Here is a 16,155-nt window from a genome sequence, read left to right on the forward strand (position 1 = left end):
GCGGGTGCCGCAGCACCCGCCTTTCGTCGTGAAGAAGTCAGGAGGCGAGGACCTCGTCGAGCAGGGTGCCCGCCTTGTCCTCGTCGATCTTCTCTGCCAGCGCCAGCTCCGAGATGAGGATCTGACGAGCCTTCGCCAGCATCCGCTTCTCGCCGGCGGAAAGCCCGCGGTCCTGGTCGCGACGCCACAGGTCGCGCACGACCTCGCTCACCTTGATGACATCGCCGGAGGCGAGTTTCTCCAGGTTCGCCTTGTAGCGGCGGGACCAGTTGGTGGGCTCCTCCGTGAAGGGAGCGCGCAGCACCTCGAACACGTGATCGAGGCCCTCCTTGCCGATCACGTCGCGAACGCCGACCAGGTCGACATTCTCGGCCGGGACCTCGATGATGAGATCGCCCTGCGTGACGTTGAGCTTCAGGTACTTCTTCGTCTCGCCCTTGATGACGCGTTCCTTGACCTCGATGATGGTCGCAGCGCCATGGTGCGGATAGACGACGGTCTCGCCAACCTCAAAAAGCATAAAAACATGTCCTTTCGGCAACCTCAAGGATACCACAGGGGATATGCGCTAAGGTTCGCGCTTCCTCGTCCACGCCCCGCTGACACATACCCATAGAATGGGTACGGATATCCCGCCGGACCTCAGGAGGACCCGTGAAATCGCGCCTTGTCGCGTCTGCCGCCATCAGCGCCCTCGTTCTGCTCGGCGCGACCGGGTGCACGTTCATCACGCCGCAGTCGACCAAGATCGAGTACGCGGCCTCCGACGGCGTGAACGTCTCCGACAAGGACGGCCCGATCGACGTGCGGAACGCCCTGGTCATCGCGAACGAAGACGGCTCCGTCGGCAACTTCGTCGGCGCGATCGTCAACCCGACGCAGGACCGCGCCACCCTCACCATCACCCTGGAGGGCGTCGACCCGTTCACGGTCACCGTCTCCGCCGGCCAGACCATCAGCCTCGGCTCCGACGAGGAGCCGCTGCGCATCGTCGGGCTCGACACGAAGCCCGGCGCCACGGTCGACATCCACTTCCAGTCCGGCGACTCGGCCGGCGTCACGACCGCGGTGCCCGTGCTCGACGGCACCCTCCCCTACTACTCGGACCTCGCCCCCGAGGGCGACTGACACCGCACGAACACAAGAGGCCGGCACCCACGGGTGCCGGCCTCTTCGCGTCCCCCGTCGTCAGCCCTCGAAGCGGTAGCCCAGACCGCGCACGGTCACGAGCATCACGGGCTCGCTCGGGTTTTCCTCGATGCGGGACCGGATCCGCTTGATGTGCACGTCGAGCGTCTTCGTGTCACCGAAGTAGTCGCTCCCCCACACCCGGTCGATCAGCTGCCCCCGCGTGAGCACGCGCCCGGAGTTGCGCATCAGGACCTCGAGGAGCTCGAACTCCTTCAGCGGCATGTTGATCTGCTCCCCCGCGACCGACACCGTGTGGCGATCGATGTCGAGCGACACGCGTCCGCCCTCGAGCACCCTCTCGTCGAGCTCGCCCTCGGCCTGGACGACCCGACGCAGAACGGCCCGCATCCTGGCCAGCAGCTCCCGCGACGAGTACGGCTTGGTGATGTAGTCGTCGGCGCCCAGTTCGAGCCCCACCACGATGTCGACCTCGGAGTCCTTCGCGGTCAGCATGATGATCGGGATGGCCGACGTCGACCGGATCTGACGACACACCTCGGTGCCGGGCATCCCCGGCAGCATCAGGTCCAGCAGCACGATGTCGGCACCGCGCTCCCGGAACGCCGCCATCGCACCGGGACCGTCCTCGGCGATCTCCACCTCGTACCCCTCGCGGCGCAGCAGATACGCGAGGGGATCAGCGAGGTCGGGCTCGTCTTCGACGAGAAGGATGCGGGTCATGCGGTCTCTCCGTTTCGGACGCGCGAGCCGGCCGACCTGGCCGCTTTCCGCGCACGCTTCTTCTTGTTCTTCTTGTCACGATCGGCGTTCGCCGGCGCGGCGATCTGCGGAAGACGGATCGTGAAGGTGGAGCCACGGCCCGGCCGGGACCACAGGCGCACCTCGCCGCCGTGGCGCTGCGTGGCGTGCTTCACGATCGACAGTCCGAGCCCTGTGCCGCCGGTGCGGCGCGAGCGCGCCTCGTCCGCACGGTAGAAGCGCTCGAAGATCCGCTCCCTGTCGGCCTCCGCGATCCCGATGCCCTGATCGGACACGGCGATCTCGACCACGTCGTCGTCGGCCCGCACCCCCACACCTACGCGCGAGCCGCGCGGGGAGTACACGATCGCGTTGGCGATCAGGTTGCCCACCGCCTCGATGAGGATCTGCGCGTCGCCGCGCACCCACACGCCGCGGTCGCCCCCGCGGGCAAGCTCCACCCCCGCCGAATCGGCCTGCACGACGTGCGCCTCGATGGACGAGGCGATGACCTCGTCGATCGAGACGGGTCCGACCTCCGTCAGGCCGTCCTCCGCCTGCAGGCGGGACAGGCTCATGATGCGGCCGGTGAGCTGTCCGAGTCGGTTGGCCTCCGCCGAGATGCGCGACGCGAAGACGCGCACCTGTGCGGGATCGTCGGCGGCGGACTCGATCGCCTCCGCGAGCAGGCTCACCGCCCCCACCGGGGTCTTGAGCTCATGACTCGTGTTCGCCACGAAGTCCCGACGCATCTGGTCCAGGCGCTCCTGCTCGGTGACATCCCGCACGATCAGCAGCACCAGGCGCGCCCCGATCGCACTCGCCCGTGCCGACACCAGGCGCGGATCGAGGCTGAGCCCTCCGCGAGTGATGCGCAGCGACTCCATCGCCGTGTCGCCCGACGCGCGGACGCCGCGCACCAGCTGCCGCAGCTCCGGGTTCTCCAGTGTGGAACCGACCTCGATGCCGAACCGCGCCGCCGCCCGCGAGGTCGCGAGCACGAGTCCCGAGGCGTCGACGACGCAGGCCGCGTCGTCCATGCTGCCGAGCACATCCGTGATCCCCTGCGGGATCGACGTCGACGTCTCCTCCTCCGCACGCGCCCTCGCCCGGTAGGCCCAGACGACCAGGAGCGACATCCCGACGCCGATCACCAGCCCGATGGCAAGGGAGGACAGCGCGAGCTGCGGCAGGGTCATGACTCCAGCGTAGAGCGCGTTCACCGCCCGTCCGGCGGGTTTCCGCGCCGTGACGGGGAGGCGAGACGTACTATTCACTCGCTGGGCACCGTTCGTTAACCTTCGGGGCAGACAATCGCTTCAGGCCTGCGCACAGGCCCGAACTCGTGCGGACGCCCCGCCGCCTCGCGCTGACGACTCAGCAGAGATCCGAACGAAAGGTTGCGCCCCCATGCGCGAAGTCTTCCACCAGTCCCTCGAGGACCTGCAGTCCCGCCTCGTCGAGATCGCCGACCTCGTCACCGTCTCGATCGACAAGGCGACGCGCGCGTTCGCCACCAGCGACGTCGCCCTGGCCGAGGAGGTCATCGCCGACGACGCGAAGATCGACGAGCTGGCCGTCGCGCTCGACGAGCAGGCCATCGAGATCCTCGCCCGCCAGCAGCCGGTCGCGCGCGACCTGCGCATCGTCGTCACCGCGCTGCGCGTGAGCGCCTCCCTGGAGCGCATGGGCGACATGTCCGAGCACATCGCACAGCTCGCCCGGCTGCGCTTCCCCGAGCGCGCCATCCCGAAGGGCCTCAAGGGCACCTTCGTGCGGATGGGCGAGCTCGACGTCGAGATCTCGCGCACGCTCGCCGAGCTGCTGCGCACCCAGGACCTGAAGTTCGCCGACCAGATCCGCAACGCCGACGACGACGTGGACGAGCTGCACGCCAGCGTGTTCGAGAAGGTGCTCAGCGACAACTGGAAGGGCGAGGCCGTCGCCACCGTCGACGCCACGCTGGCCAGCCGCTACCACGAGCGCTTCGCCGACCACGCGGTCGCCGTCGCGAAGAAGGTCGTGTACCTGGCGACGGGCGACTGGCACGTCGAGGAGGAGGACATCGCCCTCGCCGTGGAGCAGCAGGAGCTCGGACACGCCTGACGCGTCGCCCGTCGTACGCGAGAGACCCCCTGCGCCGATCGGCGGCAGGGGGTCTCTCGCGTCAGGGCGTGCGCGTTACTTCTTGCCCTGCGCGGCCACGGCGGCGGCACCGGCGGCGGCGGCCTCGGGGTCGAGGTAGCGGCCGGGGCCCGTGGGCGCGTTGTTCTCGTCGAGCTCGTAGACCAGCGGGATACCGGTGGGGATGTTGAGCGCGGCGATGTCGTCGTCGCTGATGCCCTCGAGGTGCTTCACGAGCCCGCGCAGCGAGTTCCCGTGCGCGGTGACCAGCACCGTCTTGCCGGCCTCGAGGTCGGGCACGATCGCGGTCTCCCAATACGGCAGCAGACGGTCGATCACGAGCTTGAGCGACTCCGTACGCGGCACCTCACCGTCGATGTGCGCGTACCGGGGGTCGTTCACCTGGCTGAACTCGCTCGCGTCGTCGAGCGGGGGCGGCGGCACGTCGAACGAACGGCGCCACAGCTGGAACTGCTCTGGACCGAACTCCTCCAGCGTCTGCGCCTTGTCCTTGCCCTGCAGCGCGCCGTAGTGCCGCTCGTTGAGTCGCCACGAGCGCGTGACCGGGATCCACAGTCGGTCGGCCGCGTCCAGCGCGATGTCGGCGGTCTGGATCGCTCGGCTCAGCAGCGAGGTGTGCAGCACGTCGGGGAGGATGCCGGACTCGGCGAGCAGCTCACCGCCGCGACGGGCCTCGCCCTTGCCCTGCTCGGTCAGGCGGACGTCCACCCAGCCGGTGAAGAGGTTCAGTTCGTTCCACTCGCTCTGGCCGTGGCGGAGCAGGATCAGGGTGCGCTTCGCAGTCATGCGGCCAGTTTATCCGCGGCCGTGGATCGGACTGCGCCGGGCACGGGAGAGGATGGACGCATGGCGTCATCTCCGCTCGGCCAGCCGACCCGTGGCACGACCGGGACCAACCGGCTGCGCCGCAACGACCGCTGGATCGCCGCGAGCACCGCGTTGCGTCGCGCGGAGGATCCGCTCGTGGTCGACCTCGGCTATGGCGCCAGCGGGGTCACGGCGCTCGAGCTCGCCGCGCGCCTGCGCCGGGTCCGTCCCGACGCGGAGGTGCTCGGCCTGGAGATCGATCCGGCGCGCGTCGCCACGGCCACGCGACAGCTCGCCGAGGTCCGGGCGGGTCGGACGGGATTCCCTCCTGATCTGCGGGTGTCGTTCGCGCGTGGGGGCTTCGAGGTGCCGCTGCCGGGCGACCGCCGCGCCGCCGTGATCCGCGCCATGAACGTGCTCCGGCAGTACGACGAGCCCGAGGTCCCCGCGGCCTGGCGCACGATGGCGGCGCGCCTCGCCCCCGGCGGCCTGCTCGTGGAGGGGACGTGCGACGAGATCGGCCGCATCGCCAGCTGGGTCGACGTGGACCGGGATGGATCGGCGCTGCGCCTCACGATCTCGCTGCGACTGGAGGGACTCGAGCGTCCGAGCATCGTGGCGGAGCGGCTGCCGAAGGCGCTGATCCATCGCAACGTCCCCGGCGAGCGCATCCACGCGCTGCTCACCGAGCTCGACCGGGAGTGGGACCGCGCGGCTCCCCTGTCGACCTTCGGCGCCACGCAGCGGTTCCTCGCGGCCGTGTCCGCGCTGCGCGACCAGGGGTGGCCCGTGCAGGGCGGCCGCACGCGCTGGCGTCTCGGCGAGCTCACGCTGCCGTGGGACGCGGTCGCCCCGCGCACGACCTGACGCCGGGACGCCCGCTCAGGCGGACGGCGAGGTGCGGCGCGGGTCCGGCGCGGTCGGGCGGCGCGACAGCCGCGTCAGGCGGGGCACCTCCGCCGTGGCGCCCGCGTCTGCGGGGACGATGACCTGCTGCGACGCCGCGATGTCGACGCCCTCGGAGCGCACGACCAGATCCCCGACCGGGGCGCGGCGCGACAGGATCGCGAGCGCGATGGGGCCCTCCTCGTGGTGTCGCGCGACCGAGGTGATGTGCCCCACCTCGTCGTCGCCCGCGAAGACCGGAGCGCCGGGCTCGGGGAGCACTGCGTCGCTGCCGTCGAGGTGCAGCGCGGCGAGCCGCCGAGGCGGATGACCGAGGTTGTGCACCTTCGACACGGTCTCCTGCCCGCGGTAGCAGCCCTTGTCGAGGTGCACCGCACTGCGCAGCCAGTCGGACTCGTGCGGCAGCGACCGCTCATCGACCTCGGACGCCCACCGCGGTCGCCACGCGGCGATGCGCAGAGCCTCCGCGGCCAGCAGTCCGGCGACCTCGCCGTCGTCGAGGGTCGCGGCGAGCGCGGGCACGCTGCCGCTCGTGACGATGGCGATGCGCCAGGCCAGCTCGGCCCCGGGGTGCTCGGCGGTCGCGGCGTACTGATACCCGCCCGCGCTGACGCGCTGCCAGGGGTCCGCCCACACGAACACGCCGTCGACGGCGCGGATGCGCTCGGATGCGGCGCCCCCGTCGACGAAGCCCAGCAGCGCCACGTCGTCGCGCACCTCGACCGTGGCCTGGGTGCGGAACTTCATGCGGGTGAGCCAGCCCGCCAGTGCCTCCGCGTCGGCGGCATCGACGATGAGCCAGGTCGCGGAACCGTCGTCGACGACACCGGCGGCGTGCTCCACCCGCCCCTGGGGATCGAGCACCAGCAGCTCGGTGCTCTCGCCCGGCGCGAGTCGCCCGACGGCCTGCGACGTGATGGAGTCGAGCCAGCCGAGACGCTCGGGGCCCGCCACTTCGATGACGGCGCGGTCGTCCAGCGGGACCAGCGCCTCGCCCGCCGCCAGCCAGCGCTGCTCGCGGAAGGGATCACCGAAGTGCGCCACGCCCCCGTCGCCGAGGACGGCCCCGTTCCGCTCGTCGAACACGCCCATGCCTGCTCGCCCCTCTCCGTTCACACCCGCGCGAGGCGGGCCGAGGCGTGCGCGCGCAGCGGTGTGCCGAGCGCGGCGATGTCCCAGGCCCACAACAGGTGGCCGTCGACCAGGCCGTACATGCGCGAGGCCGAGCCGTACTCCTTCGTCCCCGCTCCGCGCACGATCGCGTCGGACGCCAGGTCGACGCGCGGGCCGTTGATCTCGCCGAGGTAGAACTCGAGCATGCCGTCGGAGCGGGCGATCGAGACCTCGATCGGGAACGCGCCGTTCGGTCCGCGGAGCTCCTCCACGTCGTCGACCGTGCGGACGACCGGCGCGACGGTCGGCGGCAGCAGCGCGGGGCCCGCATCGGATGCAGCAGCCGGGCGCGCGAGGCGCCAGAAGCCGGACTCGGCGGTCAGGGGAATCGACGCCGACTGGTCTTCGCCGGTGAAGGTGGCGGTCGCGGCGTAGTTGAGGAAGGGACCACCGTCATGGCTGAAGCTGACGCGGTGGGTGAACTCGCCCTGCAGACGCTCCTCGCCGACCGGGTACTCGATCACGCCGGTGCCCTCCCAGACCCCGATCAGCCACGAGAGCGGAACGAGATCGGCGGGAAGGTCGGTCGGGAGCTCGATCACGATCTCGTCAGCGCTGACCGCGGAAGAGGTTGCGCAGCACCACGGCCGACACGAAGACGATCGCCAGGCTCGCGAGGCCCAGGAGGCCGATGAAGAAGATTTCGAGCGCCATGATGTCCATGGATCCACCATACCGCGCCGGATCGGCGTCAGGACGGGATGAGTGCCGCCAGCCCGAACCCGACCGAGATGACCCCCATCAGCAGCAGGGCGCCGGTGACGCTGCTCGCCACGCGGAAGATGAACCCCTGCGTGCGGCCGTACCAGAGCTGCACCGCGAAGGAGATCAGGACGACGGCGCCGAACCCGACGAGCATCCAGGGGATGCGCCACTCCTCCGCAGCGAAGATGCCGATCAGGATCGTGCCGACGAAGGCCACCGCCCACACCACGATCACGCCGGTGAAGGCGTTGCGCGGAGCGAGGGCGGGTTCTGACATGTCTCCATTCTTGCGCATCCACGGCCGCTATCATGGCGGCACGGCGTCGAACCCCCCGCCGGTGAGGAGTGCGCGTGGCCCTGGTGCTGGTTCTGACCAACGCTCCCCTCTCGGAGCAGGTGCTTCCCGCGCTGGAGCTGCTCAGCCATCGCACCCGCCAGATCCCGGCCGAACCGGCGCAGCTCGTGAACGCTCCGGAGTACGACGTGGCGGTGGTCGACGGCCGCCACGACCTGGTCGGAGCGAAGTCGCTGTGCCGGCTGCTGCGCGCCACCGGCCAGCAGGCCCCGCTCCTCCTCGTCGTCACGGAGGGCGGCATGAGCGCGCTCTCCGGCGACTGGGGCATCGACGACGTGCTGCTCGCGACGGCCGGCCCCGCCGAGATCGACGCCCGCGTCCGGCTCGCCATCGCCCGCCGCGACGAGGTGTCCGAGCCCGCGCGCGTGCAGGCCTCCGGCGTCACGATCGACGAGCAGTCGTACTCGGCCAAGCTGCACGGCAAGCCCCTCGACCTCACCTACAAGGAGTTCCAGCTCCTGCACTTCCTGGCCACGCACCCGTCGCGGGTGTTCACGCGCGAGCAGCTGCTCAGCGAGGTATGGGGCTACGACTACTTCGGCGGCACCCGCACGGTCGACGTGCACGTGCGACGGCTCAGGGCGAAGCTCGGCGACCAGGAGCAGATCATCGGCACGGTCCGCAACGTCGGGTACCGCTTCAACGTGTACGACGACGAGAGCCTCGTCGGCACGGGGTGACCGGCGTTCACACGCCCGACACCTCCCGGTGCTTAGATGTACCCCATGATCGATCCCGCACTCGCCGACGCCGGCCTCGGTGACGCCGAAGACGACGACTTCGATGCCGTGGAGTCCCCGGACTCGCAACTGCCCGACCACCGGTACCTGGACCGCGAGCTGAGCTGGCTCGCGTTCAACCAGCGTGTGCTCGAGCTCGCCGAGGATCCGACGCTGCCCGAGCTGGAGCGCGCGAACTTCCTGGCGATCTTCGCGAGCAACCTCGACGAGTTCTTCATGGTGCGCGTCGCCGGCCTCAAGCGCCGCATCATGACCGGCCTCGCGGTGCCGACCAACATCGGCCGCTCCCCCGTCGACGCCCTGGCCGACATCTCGCGCGAAGCACACGCGCTGCAGCTGCGGCACGCGGCCGCGTGGACCAACCTGGTGCGTCCCGCCCTCGCCGACTCCGGCATCGAGATCACCGAGTGGTCCGACCTCACCGACGAGGAGCGCAGCGCGCTGTCCGACTACTTCGGCGCGCAGGTCTTCCCCGTGCTCATGCCGCTGGCGGTCGACCCCGCTCACCCGTTCCCCTACATCTCCGGGCTGTCGCTGAACCTCGCGATCCGCATCCGCAACGCCCGCACGGGCCGTCAGGAGTTCGCCCGTCTCAAGGTGCCGCCGATGCTGCCGCGCTTCGTCGAGGTGCCGTCCACCGGGGAGATCAAGCGCTTCCTGCGCCTGGAAGAGCTGATCGCCAACCACCTCGGTGACCTGTTCCCCGGGATGGAGGTGCTCGACCACCACGCGTTCCGCCTCACCCGCAACGAGGACGTGGAGATCGAGGAGGACGAGAGCGAGAACCTCATCCAGGCGCTGGAGGCGGAGCTGCTGCGCCGCCGGTTCGGCCCGCCCATCCGCCTCGAGATCACCGACGACATGGACGACGTCACGATGGACCTGCTCGTGCGCGAGCTCGACATCACCGATCTGGAGGTCTACCGCCTTCCCGGACCGCTCGACCTGCGCGGCCTGTTCGACCTGTCACGCATCGACCGTCCCGACCTGCGCTACCCGCCGCACCTGCCCACGACCGCGGTGGCGTTCCAGCCGGCGGGATCGAGCAACCGGGCCGACATCTTCAAGGCCATCCGCAAGTCCGACGTGCTCGTGCACCACCCCTACGAGTCGTTCACGACCAGCGTGCAGGCGTTCCTGGAGCAGGCGGCGCGAGACCCGCACGTGCTCGCGATCAAGCAGACGCTGTACCGCACCTCGGGCGACAGCCCCGTCGTGCAGGCACTCATCGACGCCGCCGAGGCCGGCAAGCAGGTGCTCGCCCTGGTCGAGGTGAAGGCGCGGTTCGACGAGGCGAACAACATCGTGTGGGCACGCAAGCTGGAGAAGGCCGGCGTGCACGTGGTCTATGGGCTGGTCGGCCTCAAGACGCACTGCAAGCTCGCGCTCGTGATCCGCGAGGAGGACGGCCTGCTGCGGCACTACTCCCACGTCGGCACGGGCAACTACAACCCCAAGACCAGCCGCATCTACGAGGACTTCGGCCTGTTCACCGCCGACGCCCAGGTCGGCAAGGACCTGACCCGGCTGTTCAACGAGCTCAGCGGCTACGCGATCGAGAAGAAGTTCAAGCGCCTCCTGGTCGCGCCGCTGCACCTGCGCAAGGGCCTCATCCGCCTGATCGACGCCGAGCGCCGCAACGCCGAGGCGGGCGTGCCCGCACACATCCGCATCAAGGTGAACTCGATGGTGGACGAGGAGATCATCGACGCCCTGTACCGCGCCAGCGCCGCAGGCGTGAAGGTCGACGTGTGGGTGCGGGGCATCTGCAGCCTGCGCACCGACCTCGAGGGCATCAGCGACAACATCACCGTCCGCAGCATCCTCGGCCGCTACCTGGAGCACTCGCGCATCTTCGCGTTCGAGAACGGCGGCGACCCGCAGGTCTACATCGGCAGCGCCGACATGATGCACCGCAACCTCGACCGTCGCGTCGAGGCGCTCGTGCGCGTGACCGACCCCGCGCACCTCAAGGAGCTCACGGCGTTCTTCGACCTCGCGATGGACGACGGCACGTCGTCGTGGCACCTCGGCGCCGACGGCGTCTGGGAGCGCCACGCCGTGAACGCGGACGGCAGGCCGCTGGTCGACCTGCAGGACAAGACCATGGGCATGATCCAGCGGCGCCGGCGGGCGCGGGCGGTCCGATGACGGCGCGGCAGCTCCAGCTCCCCGAGGACATCGCCCGCTCCAAGTGGGCGGACAAGGCCGTGTACGCCGCGGGTGCCGTGGTGTGGCGCCTGGTCGACGGCAAGCTGCGCATCCTGCTGATCCACCGCACGAAGTACCGCGACGTCACGCTCCCCAAGGGCAAGGTCGACCCCGGTGAGATGCTCGCGGAGACGGCCGTGCGCGAGGTGCACGAGGAGACGGGCATCCGCGTCGCCCTCGGCGTCCCCGTGGGGGTGAGCCGCTACCTGCTCGCCTCACGCAAGCAGAAGGTCGTGCACTACTGGGCGGCCGAGGCGACCGACGAGGCCATCCGGGCGTCGACGTTCGTGCCCAACCGGGAGATCGCCGCGCTCGAGTGGGTCAGCGTCAAGAAGGCCCGCGCCGCGCTCAGCTACCCGGTCGACCACGAGATCCTCGACGCGTTCGCGGCCCTCGTCGACGACGGCGTCCTGCGCACCTTCCCGGTGATCGCGCTCCGGCACGCGAAGGCCCTCCCCCGCTCGGAGTGGGACGGCGCGGACTCCGCGCGGCCGCTCACCGAACGCGGCCGACGCCAGGCCAAGGCGATCGTGGGTCCGCTCCGCGCGTTCGGCGTGCGCAAGCTCATCACGAGCGATGCGGTGCGCTGCGTGCAGACGGTCGCCCCGCTGGCGAAGGCCCTGGACCGCAAGCCGGTGAAGACGGAGAAGATCAGCCAGGACGCGTGGGAGGACGGCACCGCAGACCTCCGCTCGGTCGTCGGACGCCGCATCCGCTCCGGCAAGCCCGCCGTGCTGTGCAGCCACGGCCCCGTGCTGCCCGCCCTGCTCGCCGAGATCGCCCTCGCCACCGGCACCGTGCGCGGCTCGTACGTGACCAGCGCCGCCGATCTGGAGACCGGCGCGTTCTCCGTCGTGCACGTGTCCGCCACGAATCCCGGCTCCGGGATCATCTCGATCGAGACGCACGCTCCGAAGGTCTGACCCGTCGGCGGACCCGCGAACGAGGGGGCTCGAGCCCGCACGGCGCCTGGGATCGCCCCCAGAGCGTCTCCGGTCGTTCACCTGCCGTTCACCTGCGAGGGAGAGTCTCGTTAACCGTCGCCCCTAGCGTCACTGTGTGCCCTGCACCGGGCCCCAACCCTCCACGATCGAAGGATCCACAGTGAAGATCTCCCGAATCGCACGAATCGGCGCCATCGGCGCCGTCGCCGCTCTCGCACTCGCCGGCTGTGCCGCGAACGAAGGCGGCACCGGCGGCTCCACCGACGAGCCCAGCGAGTCCACGCTCTCCGGCACGATCGACGCGACCGGCGCGTCCTCCCAGACCGCCGCCCAGGAGGCCTGGGTCGCCGCGTTCCAGACCGCCAACCCCGACGTGACCGTCAACTACGAGCCCACCGGCTCCGGCACGGGCCGCGAGAACTTCCTCGAGGGTGGCAGCAACTTCATCGGCTCCGACCGCGCGTTCAACGACGAGGAGATCGCCGCCGGCGGCTTCGGCGCCTGCACGACCGACGACATCGTCGAGGTCCCGCTCTACATCTCGCCCGTCGCGGTCGCGTTCAACCTCGAGGGCATCGACACCCTGAACCTCGACGCCGCGACCATCGCGGGCATCTTCGCCGGCACCATCACCAACTGGAACGACGCCGCGATCGCCGCTCTCAACGAGGGCGTCGAGCTGCCCGACCTGGCGATCTCGCCCGTGCACCGCTCCGACCCGTCCGGCACGCAGGAGACCTTCGCGAAGTACCTCAGCGCGACCGCTCCCGACGTGTGGACCTACGAGGTCTCGGACGAGTGGCCGATCCAGGGCGGCGAGGCCGCTCAGGGCACCTCGGGCGTGAAGCAGGCCATCACCGCCGGCAACGGCGCCATCGGCTTCCTCGACGCCTCGCAGGCGGACGGCCTCGGCCAGGTCGCCGTGGGCGTCGGCGAGGAGTTCGTGCCCTACTCGGCCGAGGCCGCGGCGAAGCTCGTCGAGGCCTCGCCGCTCGCCGAGGGCCGCGGCGAGGGCGACCTCGTCTTCGACGTCGACCCGGCCTCCGCCGCGGACGGCGCCTACCCGATCGCCCTGGTCAGCTACCTCATCGGCTGCGAGCAGTACGAGGACAGCAACGTCGCGGAGCTCGTGAAGGCCTACTTCACGTACATCGCGAGCGCCGAGGGCCAGGACGCCGCCGCGGAGAACGCCGGCAGCGCCCCGATCTCGGACGGCCTGCGCGAGCAGGTCCAGGCCGCGATCGACCTGATCCAGGTCGGCTGATCCCGCCGATCCGCTGACACGGTGCCCCCGCGTCCCGACACGGACGCGGGGGCTCCGCCGGGTCAGCACCCGATCCATCTCCACCCGGCCCGAAACAGGGAGATCATGAGCACGACCGCGCAGGAGCCCACCACGGCACCGGCACCGACCCCGGCGCCGCCCGCACCGATCAAGGCCAAGCAGCGACTCGGCGACCGGGTGTTCTCCGGCACCGCACTCGGAGCGGGGATCATCATCCTCGTCGTGCTCGCCCTCGTCGCCGCGTTCCTCATCATCCAGAGCCTCCCGGCCTTCCAGCTCGACACCACCGACAACCACATCCTGCGCGGCGAATCCTTCTGGGCCTATGTCTGGCCGCTCGTCTTCGGCACGCTGTGGGCCTCGTTCATCGCCCTGATCATCGCGGCCCCCATCGCCATCGGCATCGCGCTGTTCATCTCGCACTACGCGCACCGCCGACTCGCGGCCGTACTCGGCTACATCATCGACCTGCTCGCGGCCGTGCCGTCCGTGGTCTTCGGCCTGTGGGGCGGACTCGTGCTCGCCCCGCTGCTCCAGCCGATCTACGTCTGGCTGAACGACAACGCCTCCTGGGTGCCCTTCTTCGGCGGTCAGGTCTCCGCCACGGGCAAGACCATCCTCACCGCGGCCCTCGTCCTCGCCGTGATGTGCATCCCGATCATGACCGCCATCTGCCGCGAGGTCTTCCTGCAGACGCCGAAGCTGCACGAGGAGGCCGCCCTGGCCCTCGGCGCCACCCGCTGGGAGATGGTGCGCATGGCCGTGCTCCCCTTCGCCCGCGGCGGCATGGTCTCCGCCGCGATGCTCGCGCTCGGGCGGGCCCTGGGCGAGACCATGGCCGTGACCATGGTGCTCTCCCCCTCGGCGGTCGTGAGCTTCCTGGTGCTCACCGCCACGAACCCCACGCCGATCCCCGCGAACATCGCCCTCGCCTTCCCCGAGGCGCACGGCACGGGCGTCAACACGCTCATCGCGACCGGCCTCATCCTCTTCGTCGTGACCTTCGCGGTCAACGCCGTGGCGCGCTGGATCGTCGCCCGCCGCGCCGAGTTCTCTGGAGCGAACTGACATGACCGTCCTCACCAGCGCTCCCCCCGCGCCGAGCGCCTCCCTCACCTCCGGCCGCCTCCCGAAGTGGGCGCCGTGGGCCCTGCTCGGCGTCTCGTTCGCGGTCTCCGCGGCCGTGTTCGGCGTCGCCGCGGCGGGGTCGGACACGCCGCTCGCCGACTTCAACATCGCGGGCACCGTGATCGTCGGCATCCTGCTCTACATGGTGATCATCACGGTGATCTCGTCGATCGCCGAGAGCCGCCGCAAGGCCGTGGACCGGCTCATGACGGCCCTCGTCGCCACCGCCTTCCTGATCGCGCTGCTGCCGCTCGTGTCGCTGCTGTGGACCGTGGTGGCGAACGGCATCGAACGCTTCGACGCCGAGTTCTTCAGCTACTCCATGCGCAACGTGGTCGGCGACGGCGGCGGCATCGTGCACGCCATCTGGGGCACCGTGCTGATCACCCTGACGGCCACGATCATCTCGGTCCCGATCGGGCTCATGACCTCGATCTACCTGGTCGAGTACGGGCGCGGGAAGATCGCGAAGGCCATCACGTTCTTCGTCGACGTGATGACGGGCATCCCGTCGATCGTCGCCGGTCTGTTCATCTACGCCGTGTTCGCGCTGCTGCTGCGACCGGGCATCTCGATGGGCTTCATGGGTGCGCTCGCCCTCGCCGTGCTGATGACCCCGGTCGTCGTCCGCGGCAGCGAGGAACTGCTGCGCATCGTCCCGAACGAACTGCGCGAGGCCTCCTACGCGCTGGGCGTACCGAAGTGGCTGACGATCCTCAAGGTCGTGCTGCCCACCTCCATCGCCGGCATCATGACCTCGGTCATGCTCGCGATCTCCCGCGTGATCGGCGAGACCGCCCCGCTGCTGCTGACCGCCGGCTTCACGCAGAGCCTCAACACGAACATCTTCGACGGTCAGATGATGACCCTGCCGGTGTTCGCCTACAACCAGTACATGAACCAGGGCACCAACCCCGACGCCGCGGTCGCGCGCGCCTGGGCCGCCGCCCTCACCCTCATCCTCATCGTCATGGTGCTGAACCTCCTCGCGCGTCTGATCGCGAAGTGGTTCGCCCCGAAACTCTCCGGCCGCTGAGCCCGAACCTCAGAACAGGAAACCCCGTGTCCAAGAGCATCGAAGTCAACGACCTCAACGTCTACTACGGCAACTTCCTCGCCGTCGAAGGCGTCTCCCTCGACATCCAGCCGCGCAGCGTGACGGCGTTCATCGGCCCCTCCGGCTGTGGCAAGTCCACGTTCCTGCGCACCCTCAACCGCATGCACGAGGTCATCCCCGGCGCCCGCGTCGAAGGGGAGGTGCTGCTCGACGGCAAGGACCTGTACGGCGCCGGCGTCGACCCGGTGCTCGTGCGCCGCCAGGTGGGCATGGTGTTCCAGCGCCCCAACCCGTTCCCCACGATGTCGATCAAGGAGAACGTGCTCGCGGGCGTCAAGCTCAACAACAGCCGCATGTCCAAGAGCGACCAGGACGACCTGGTCGAGAAGTCGCTCACCGGCGCGAACCTCTGGAACGAGGTCAAGGACCGGCTCGACCGCCCCGGCTCCGGCCTCTCCGGCGGTCAGCAGCAGCGTCTGTGCATCGCCCGCGCGATCGCGGTGTCGCCCGAGGTGCTGCTGATGGACGAGCCGTGCTCGGCGCTCGACCCCATCTCGACGTACGCGATCGAGGAGCTGATCGGCGAGCTCAAGAACGAGTTCACGATCGTGATCGTGACCCACAACATGCAGCAGGCGAGCCGTGTCTCGGACAAGACGGCGTTCTTCAACATCGCCGGCACCGGCAAGCCCGGCAAGCTCATCGAGTACGACGACACGACGTCGATCTTCACCACGCCGTCGGTGCAGGCGACGGAGGACTACGTCTCCGGCCGCTTCGGCTGAACCGCCGGTACGACAAGGGCCCGG

At 69.9% G+C, this 16,155-nt stretch carries 17 protein-coding genes; 10 read left to right on the forward strand and 7 right to left on the reverse strand.

Annotation, left to right across the window (positions count from 1 at the left end):
• Positions 1-37 precede the first annotated feature (37 nt).
• Complete coding sequence (locus tag ACWH95_RS00300; RefSeq protein ID WP_136031496.1) at positions 38-520, reverse strand: CarD family transcriptional regulator; 483 nt, start codon at positions 518-520, stop codon at positions 38-40.
• Between the two features lie 134 nt (positions 521-654).
• Between ACWH95_RS00300 and ACWH95_RS00305 the strand changes: the two genes are divergently transcribed.
• On the forward strand, positions 655-1,128 hold the full coding sequence (locus tag ACWH95_RS00305) for a DNA modification methylase (RefSeq protein ID WP_136031494.1): 474 nt from the start codon (positions 655-657) through the stop codon (positions 1,126-1,128).
• Between the two features lie 60 nt (positions 1,129-1,188).
• Here the strand turns inward: ACWH95_RS00305 and ACWH95_RS00310 are convergent, their stop codons facing one another.
• Together ACWH95_RS00310 and ACWH95_RS00315 are read right to left on the reverse strand one after the other, a co-directional pair.
• Positions 1,189-1,872, reverse strand: a complete 684-nt coding sequence (locus ACWH95_RS00310; protein WP_136031492.1) for a response regulator transcription factor — start codon at positions 1,870-1,872, stop codon at positions 1,189-1,191.
• Positions 1,869-3,089 (reverse strand): sensor histidine kinase, encoded by a 1,221-nt coding sequence (locus ACWH95_RS00315; RefSeq protein ID WP_136031490.1) that lies wholly within the window; start codon positions 3,087-3,089, stop codon positions 1,869-1,871. Before ACWH95_RS00315 ends, ACWH95_RS00310 begins: the two co-directional genes overlap by 4 nt.
• 211 nt (positions 3,090-3,300) lie before the next feature.
• Between ACWH95_RS00315 and phoU the strand changes: the two genes are divergently transcribed.
• The gene (gene phoU, locus ACWH95_RS00320) at positions 3,301-3,996 is read left to right on the forward strand and encodes a phosphate signaling complex protein PhoU (protein ID WP_136031489.1); all 696 of its coding nucleotides are present in this window, start codon (positions 3,301-3,303) and stop codon (positions 3,994-3,996) included.
• A gap of 75 nt (positions 3,997-4,071) precedes the next feature.
• On the opposite strand, the gene ACWH95_RS00325 is transcribed toward phoU, so the two are convergent.
• Positions 4,072-4,821 carry a phosphoglyceromutase gene (locus tag ACWH95_RS00325; RefSeq protein WP_136031487.1) on the reverse strand — a complete coding sequence of 250 codons (750 nt, stop codon included), beginning with the start codon at positions 4,819-4,821 and terminating at the stop codon, positions 4,072-4,074.
• Between the two features lie 60 nt (positions 4,822-4,881).
• On the opposite strand from ACWH95_RS00325, the gene ACWH95_RS00330 reads away from it, so the two are divergent.
• Positions 4,882-5,709, forward strand: coding sequence for a class I SAM-dependent methyltransferase (locus ACWH95_RS00330; protein ID WP_454119981.1), 828 nt, complete (start codon positions 4,882-4,884; stop codon positions 5,707-5,709).
• A 15-nt stretch (positions 5,710-5,724) separates the two neighbouring features.
• Here the strand turns inward: ACWH95_RS00330 and ygfZ are convergent, their stop codons facing one another.
• The 3 genes from ygfZ to ACWH95_RS00345 all read right to left on the reverse strand — a co-directional run bounded on the left by ygfZ (position 5,725) and on the right by ACWH95_RS00345 (position 7,903).
• Entirely contained in the window at positions 5,725-6,840 is a 1,116-nt protein-coding gene (gene ygfZ, locus ACWH95_RS00335) for a CAF17-like 4Fe-4S cluster assembly/insertion protein YgfZ (protein WP_454119982.1), read from the reverse strand.
• A gap of 20 nt (positions 6,841-6,860) precedes the next feature.
• Positions 6,861-7,463 (reverse strand): nitrobindin family protein, encoded by a 603-nt coding sequence (locus ACWH95_RS00340; RefSeq protein WP_136044510.1) that lies wholly within the window; start codon positions 7,461-7,463, stop codon positions 6,861-6,863.
• A 149-nt stretch (positions 7,464-7,612) separates the two neighbouring features.
• On the reverse strand, positions 7,613-7,903 hold the full coding sequence (locus tag ACWH95_RS00345) for a hypothetical protein (protein ID WP_168387152.1): 291 nt from the start codon (positions 7,901-7,903) through the stop codon (positions 7,613-7,615).
• Between the two features lie 74 nt (positions 7,904-7,977).
• On the opposite strand from ACWH95_RS00345, the gene ACWH95_RS00350 reads away from it, so the two are divergent.
• From ACWH95_RS00350 to pstB, 7 genes are all read left to right on the forward strand, one after another.
• Positions 7,978-8,661, forward strand: coding sequence for a winged helix-turn-helix transcriptional regulator (locus tag ACWH95_RS00350; protein ID WP_136031479.1), 684 nt, complete (start codon positions 7,978-7,980; stop codon positions 8,659-8,661).
• 45 nt (positions 8,662-8,706) lie between these two features.
• Entirely contained in the window at positions 8,707-10,872 is a 2,166-nt protein-coding gene (locus tag ACWH95_RS00355; RefSeq protein WP_136031477.1) for an RNA degradosome polyphosphate kinase, read from the forward strand.
• Positions 10,869-11,855: an NUDIX hydrolase gene (locus ACWH95_RS00360; protein ID WP_136035809.1), complete on the forward strand. Its 987-nt coding sequence runs from the start codon at positions 10,869-10,871 to the stop codon at positions 11,853-11,855. Before ACWH95_RS00355 ends, ACWH95_RS00360 begins: the two co-directional genes overlap by 4 nt.
• A 181-nt stretch (positions 11,856-12,036) precedes the next feature.
• Positions 12,037-13,140 (forward strand): phosphate ABC transporter substrate-binding protein PstS, encoded by a 1,104-nt coding sequence (locus ACWH95_RS00365; RefSeq protein ID WP_136031472.1) that lies wholly within the window; start codon positions 12,037-12,039, stop codon positions 13,138-13,140.
• A gap of 105 nt (positions 13,141-13,245) precedes the next feature.
• Positions 13,246-14,229, forward strand: coding sequence for a phosphate ABC transporter permease subunit PstC (gene pstC / locus ACWH95_RS00370; protein ID WP_136031470.1), 984 nt, complete (start codon positions 13,246-13,248; stop codon positions 14,227-14,229).
• A 1-nt stretch (position 14,230) separates the two neighbouring features.
• The gene (pstA, locus tag ACWH95_RS00375) at positions 14,231-15,325 is read left to right on the forward strand and encodes a phosphate ABC transporter permease PstA (RefSeq protein WP_247982025.1); all 1,095 of its coding nucleotides are present in this window, start codon (positions 14,231-14,233) and stop codon (positions 15,323-15,325) included.
• A gap of 26 nt (positions 15,326-15,351) precedes the next feature.
• Positions 15,352-16,131, forward strand: a complete 780-nt coding sequence (pstB, locus tag ACWH95_RS00380; RefSeq protein WP_136031466.1) for a phosphate ABC transporter ATP-binding protein PstB — start codon at positions 15,352-15,354, stop codon at positions 16,129-16,131.
• Positions 16,132-16,155 lie beyond the last annotated feature (24 nt).

The sequence above is a fragment of the Microbacterium sp. NPDC055502 genome, assembly GCF_053643635.1.

Excerpts from the sequence above, each read along its gene's own strand:
- phoU (WP_136031489.1), top strand. The coding sequence starts at position 3,301 with ATGCGCGAAGTCTTCCACCAGTCCCTCGAGGACCTGCAGTCCCGCCTC.
- pstC (WP_136031470.1), top strand. The coding sequence starts at position 13,246 with ATGAGCACGACCGCGCAGGAGCCCACCACGGCACCGGCACCGACCCCG.
- ACWH95_RS00325 (WP_136031487.1), bottom strand. The coding sequence starts at position 4,821 with ATGACTGCGAAGCGCACCCTGATCCTGCTCCGCCACGGCCAGAGCGAG.
- ACWH95_RS00315 (WP_136031490.1), bottom strand. The coding sequence starts at position 3,089 with ATGACCCTGCCGCAGCTCGCGCTGTCCTCCCTTGCCATCGGGCTGGTG.
- ACWH95_RS00330 (WP_454119981.1), top strand. The coding sequence starts at position 4,882 with ATGGCGTCATCTCCGCTCGGCCAGCCGACCCGTGGCACGACCGGGACC.
- ACWH95_RS00355 (WP_136031477.1), top strand. The coding sequence starts at position 8,707 with ATGATCGATCCCGCACTCGCCGACGCCGGCCTCGGTGACGCCGAAGAC.
- pstA (WP_247982025.1), top strand. The coding sequence starts at position 14,231 with ATGACCGTCCTCACCAGCGCTCCCCCCGCGCCGAGCGCCTCCCTCACC.
- ACWH95_RS00360 (WP_136035809.1), top strand. The coding sequence starts at position 10,869 with ATGACGGCGCGGCAGCTCCAGCTCCCCGAGGACATCGCCCGCTCCAAG.
- ACWH95_RS00310 (WP_136031492.1), bottom strand. The coding sequence starts at position 1,872 with ATGACCCGCATCCTTCTCGTCGAAGACGAGCCCGACCTCGCTGATCCC.
- ACWH95_RS00300 (WP_136031496.1), bottom strand. The coding sequence starts at position 520 with ATGCTTTTTGAGGTTGGCGAGACCGTCGTCTATCCGCACCATGGCGCT.
- ACWH95_RS00345 (WP_168387152.1), bottom strand. The coding sequence starts at position 7,903 with ATGTCAGAACCCGCCCTCGCTCCGCGCAACGCCTTCACCGGCGTGATC.
- ygfZ (WP_454119982.1), bottom strand. The coding sequence starts at position 6,840 with ATGGGCGTGTTCGACGAGCGGAACGGGGCCGTCCTCGGCGACGGGGGC.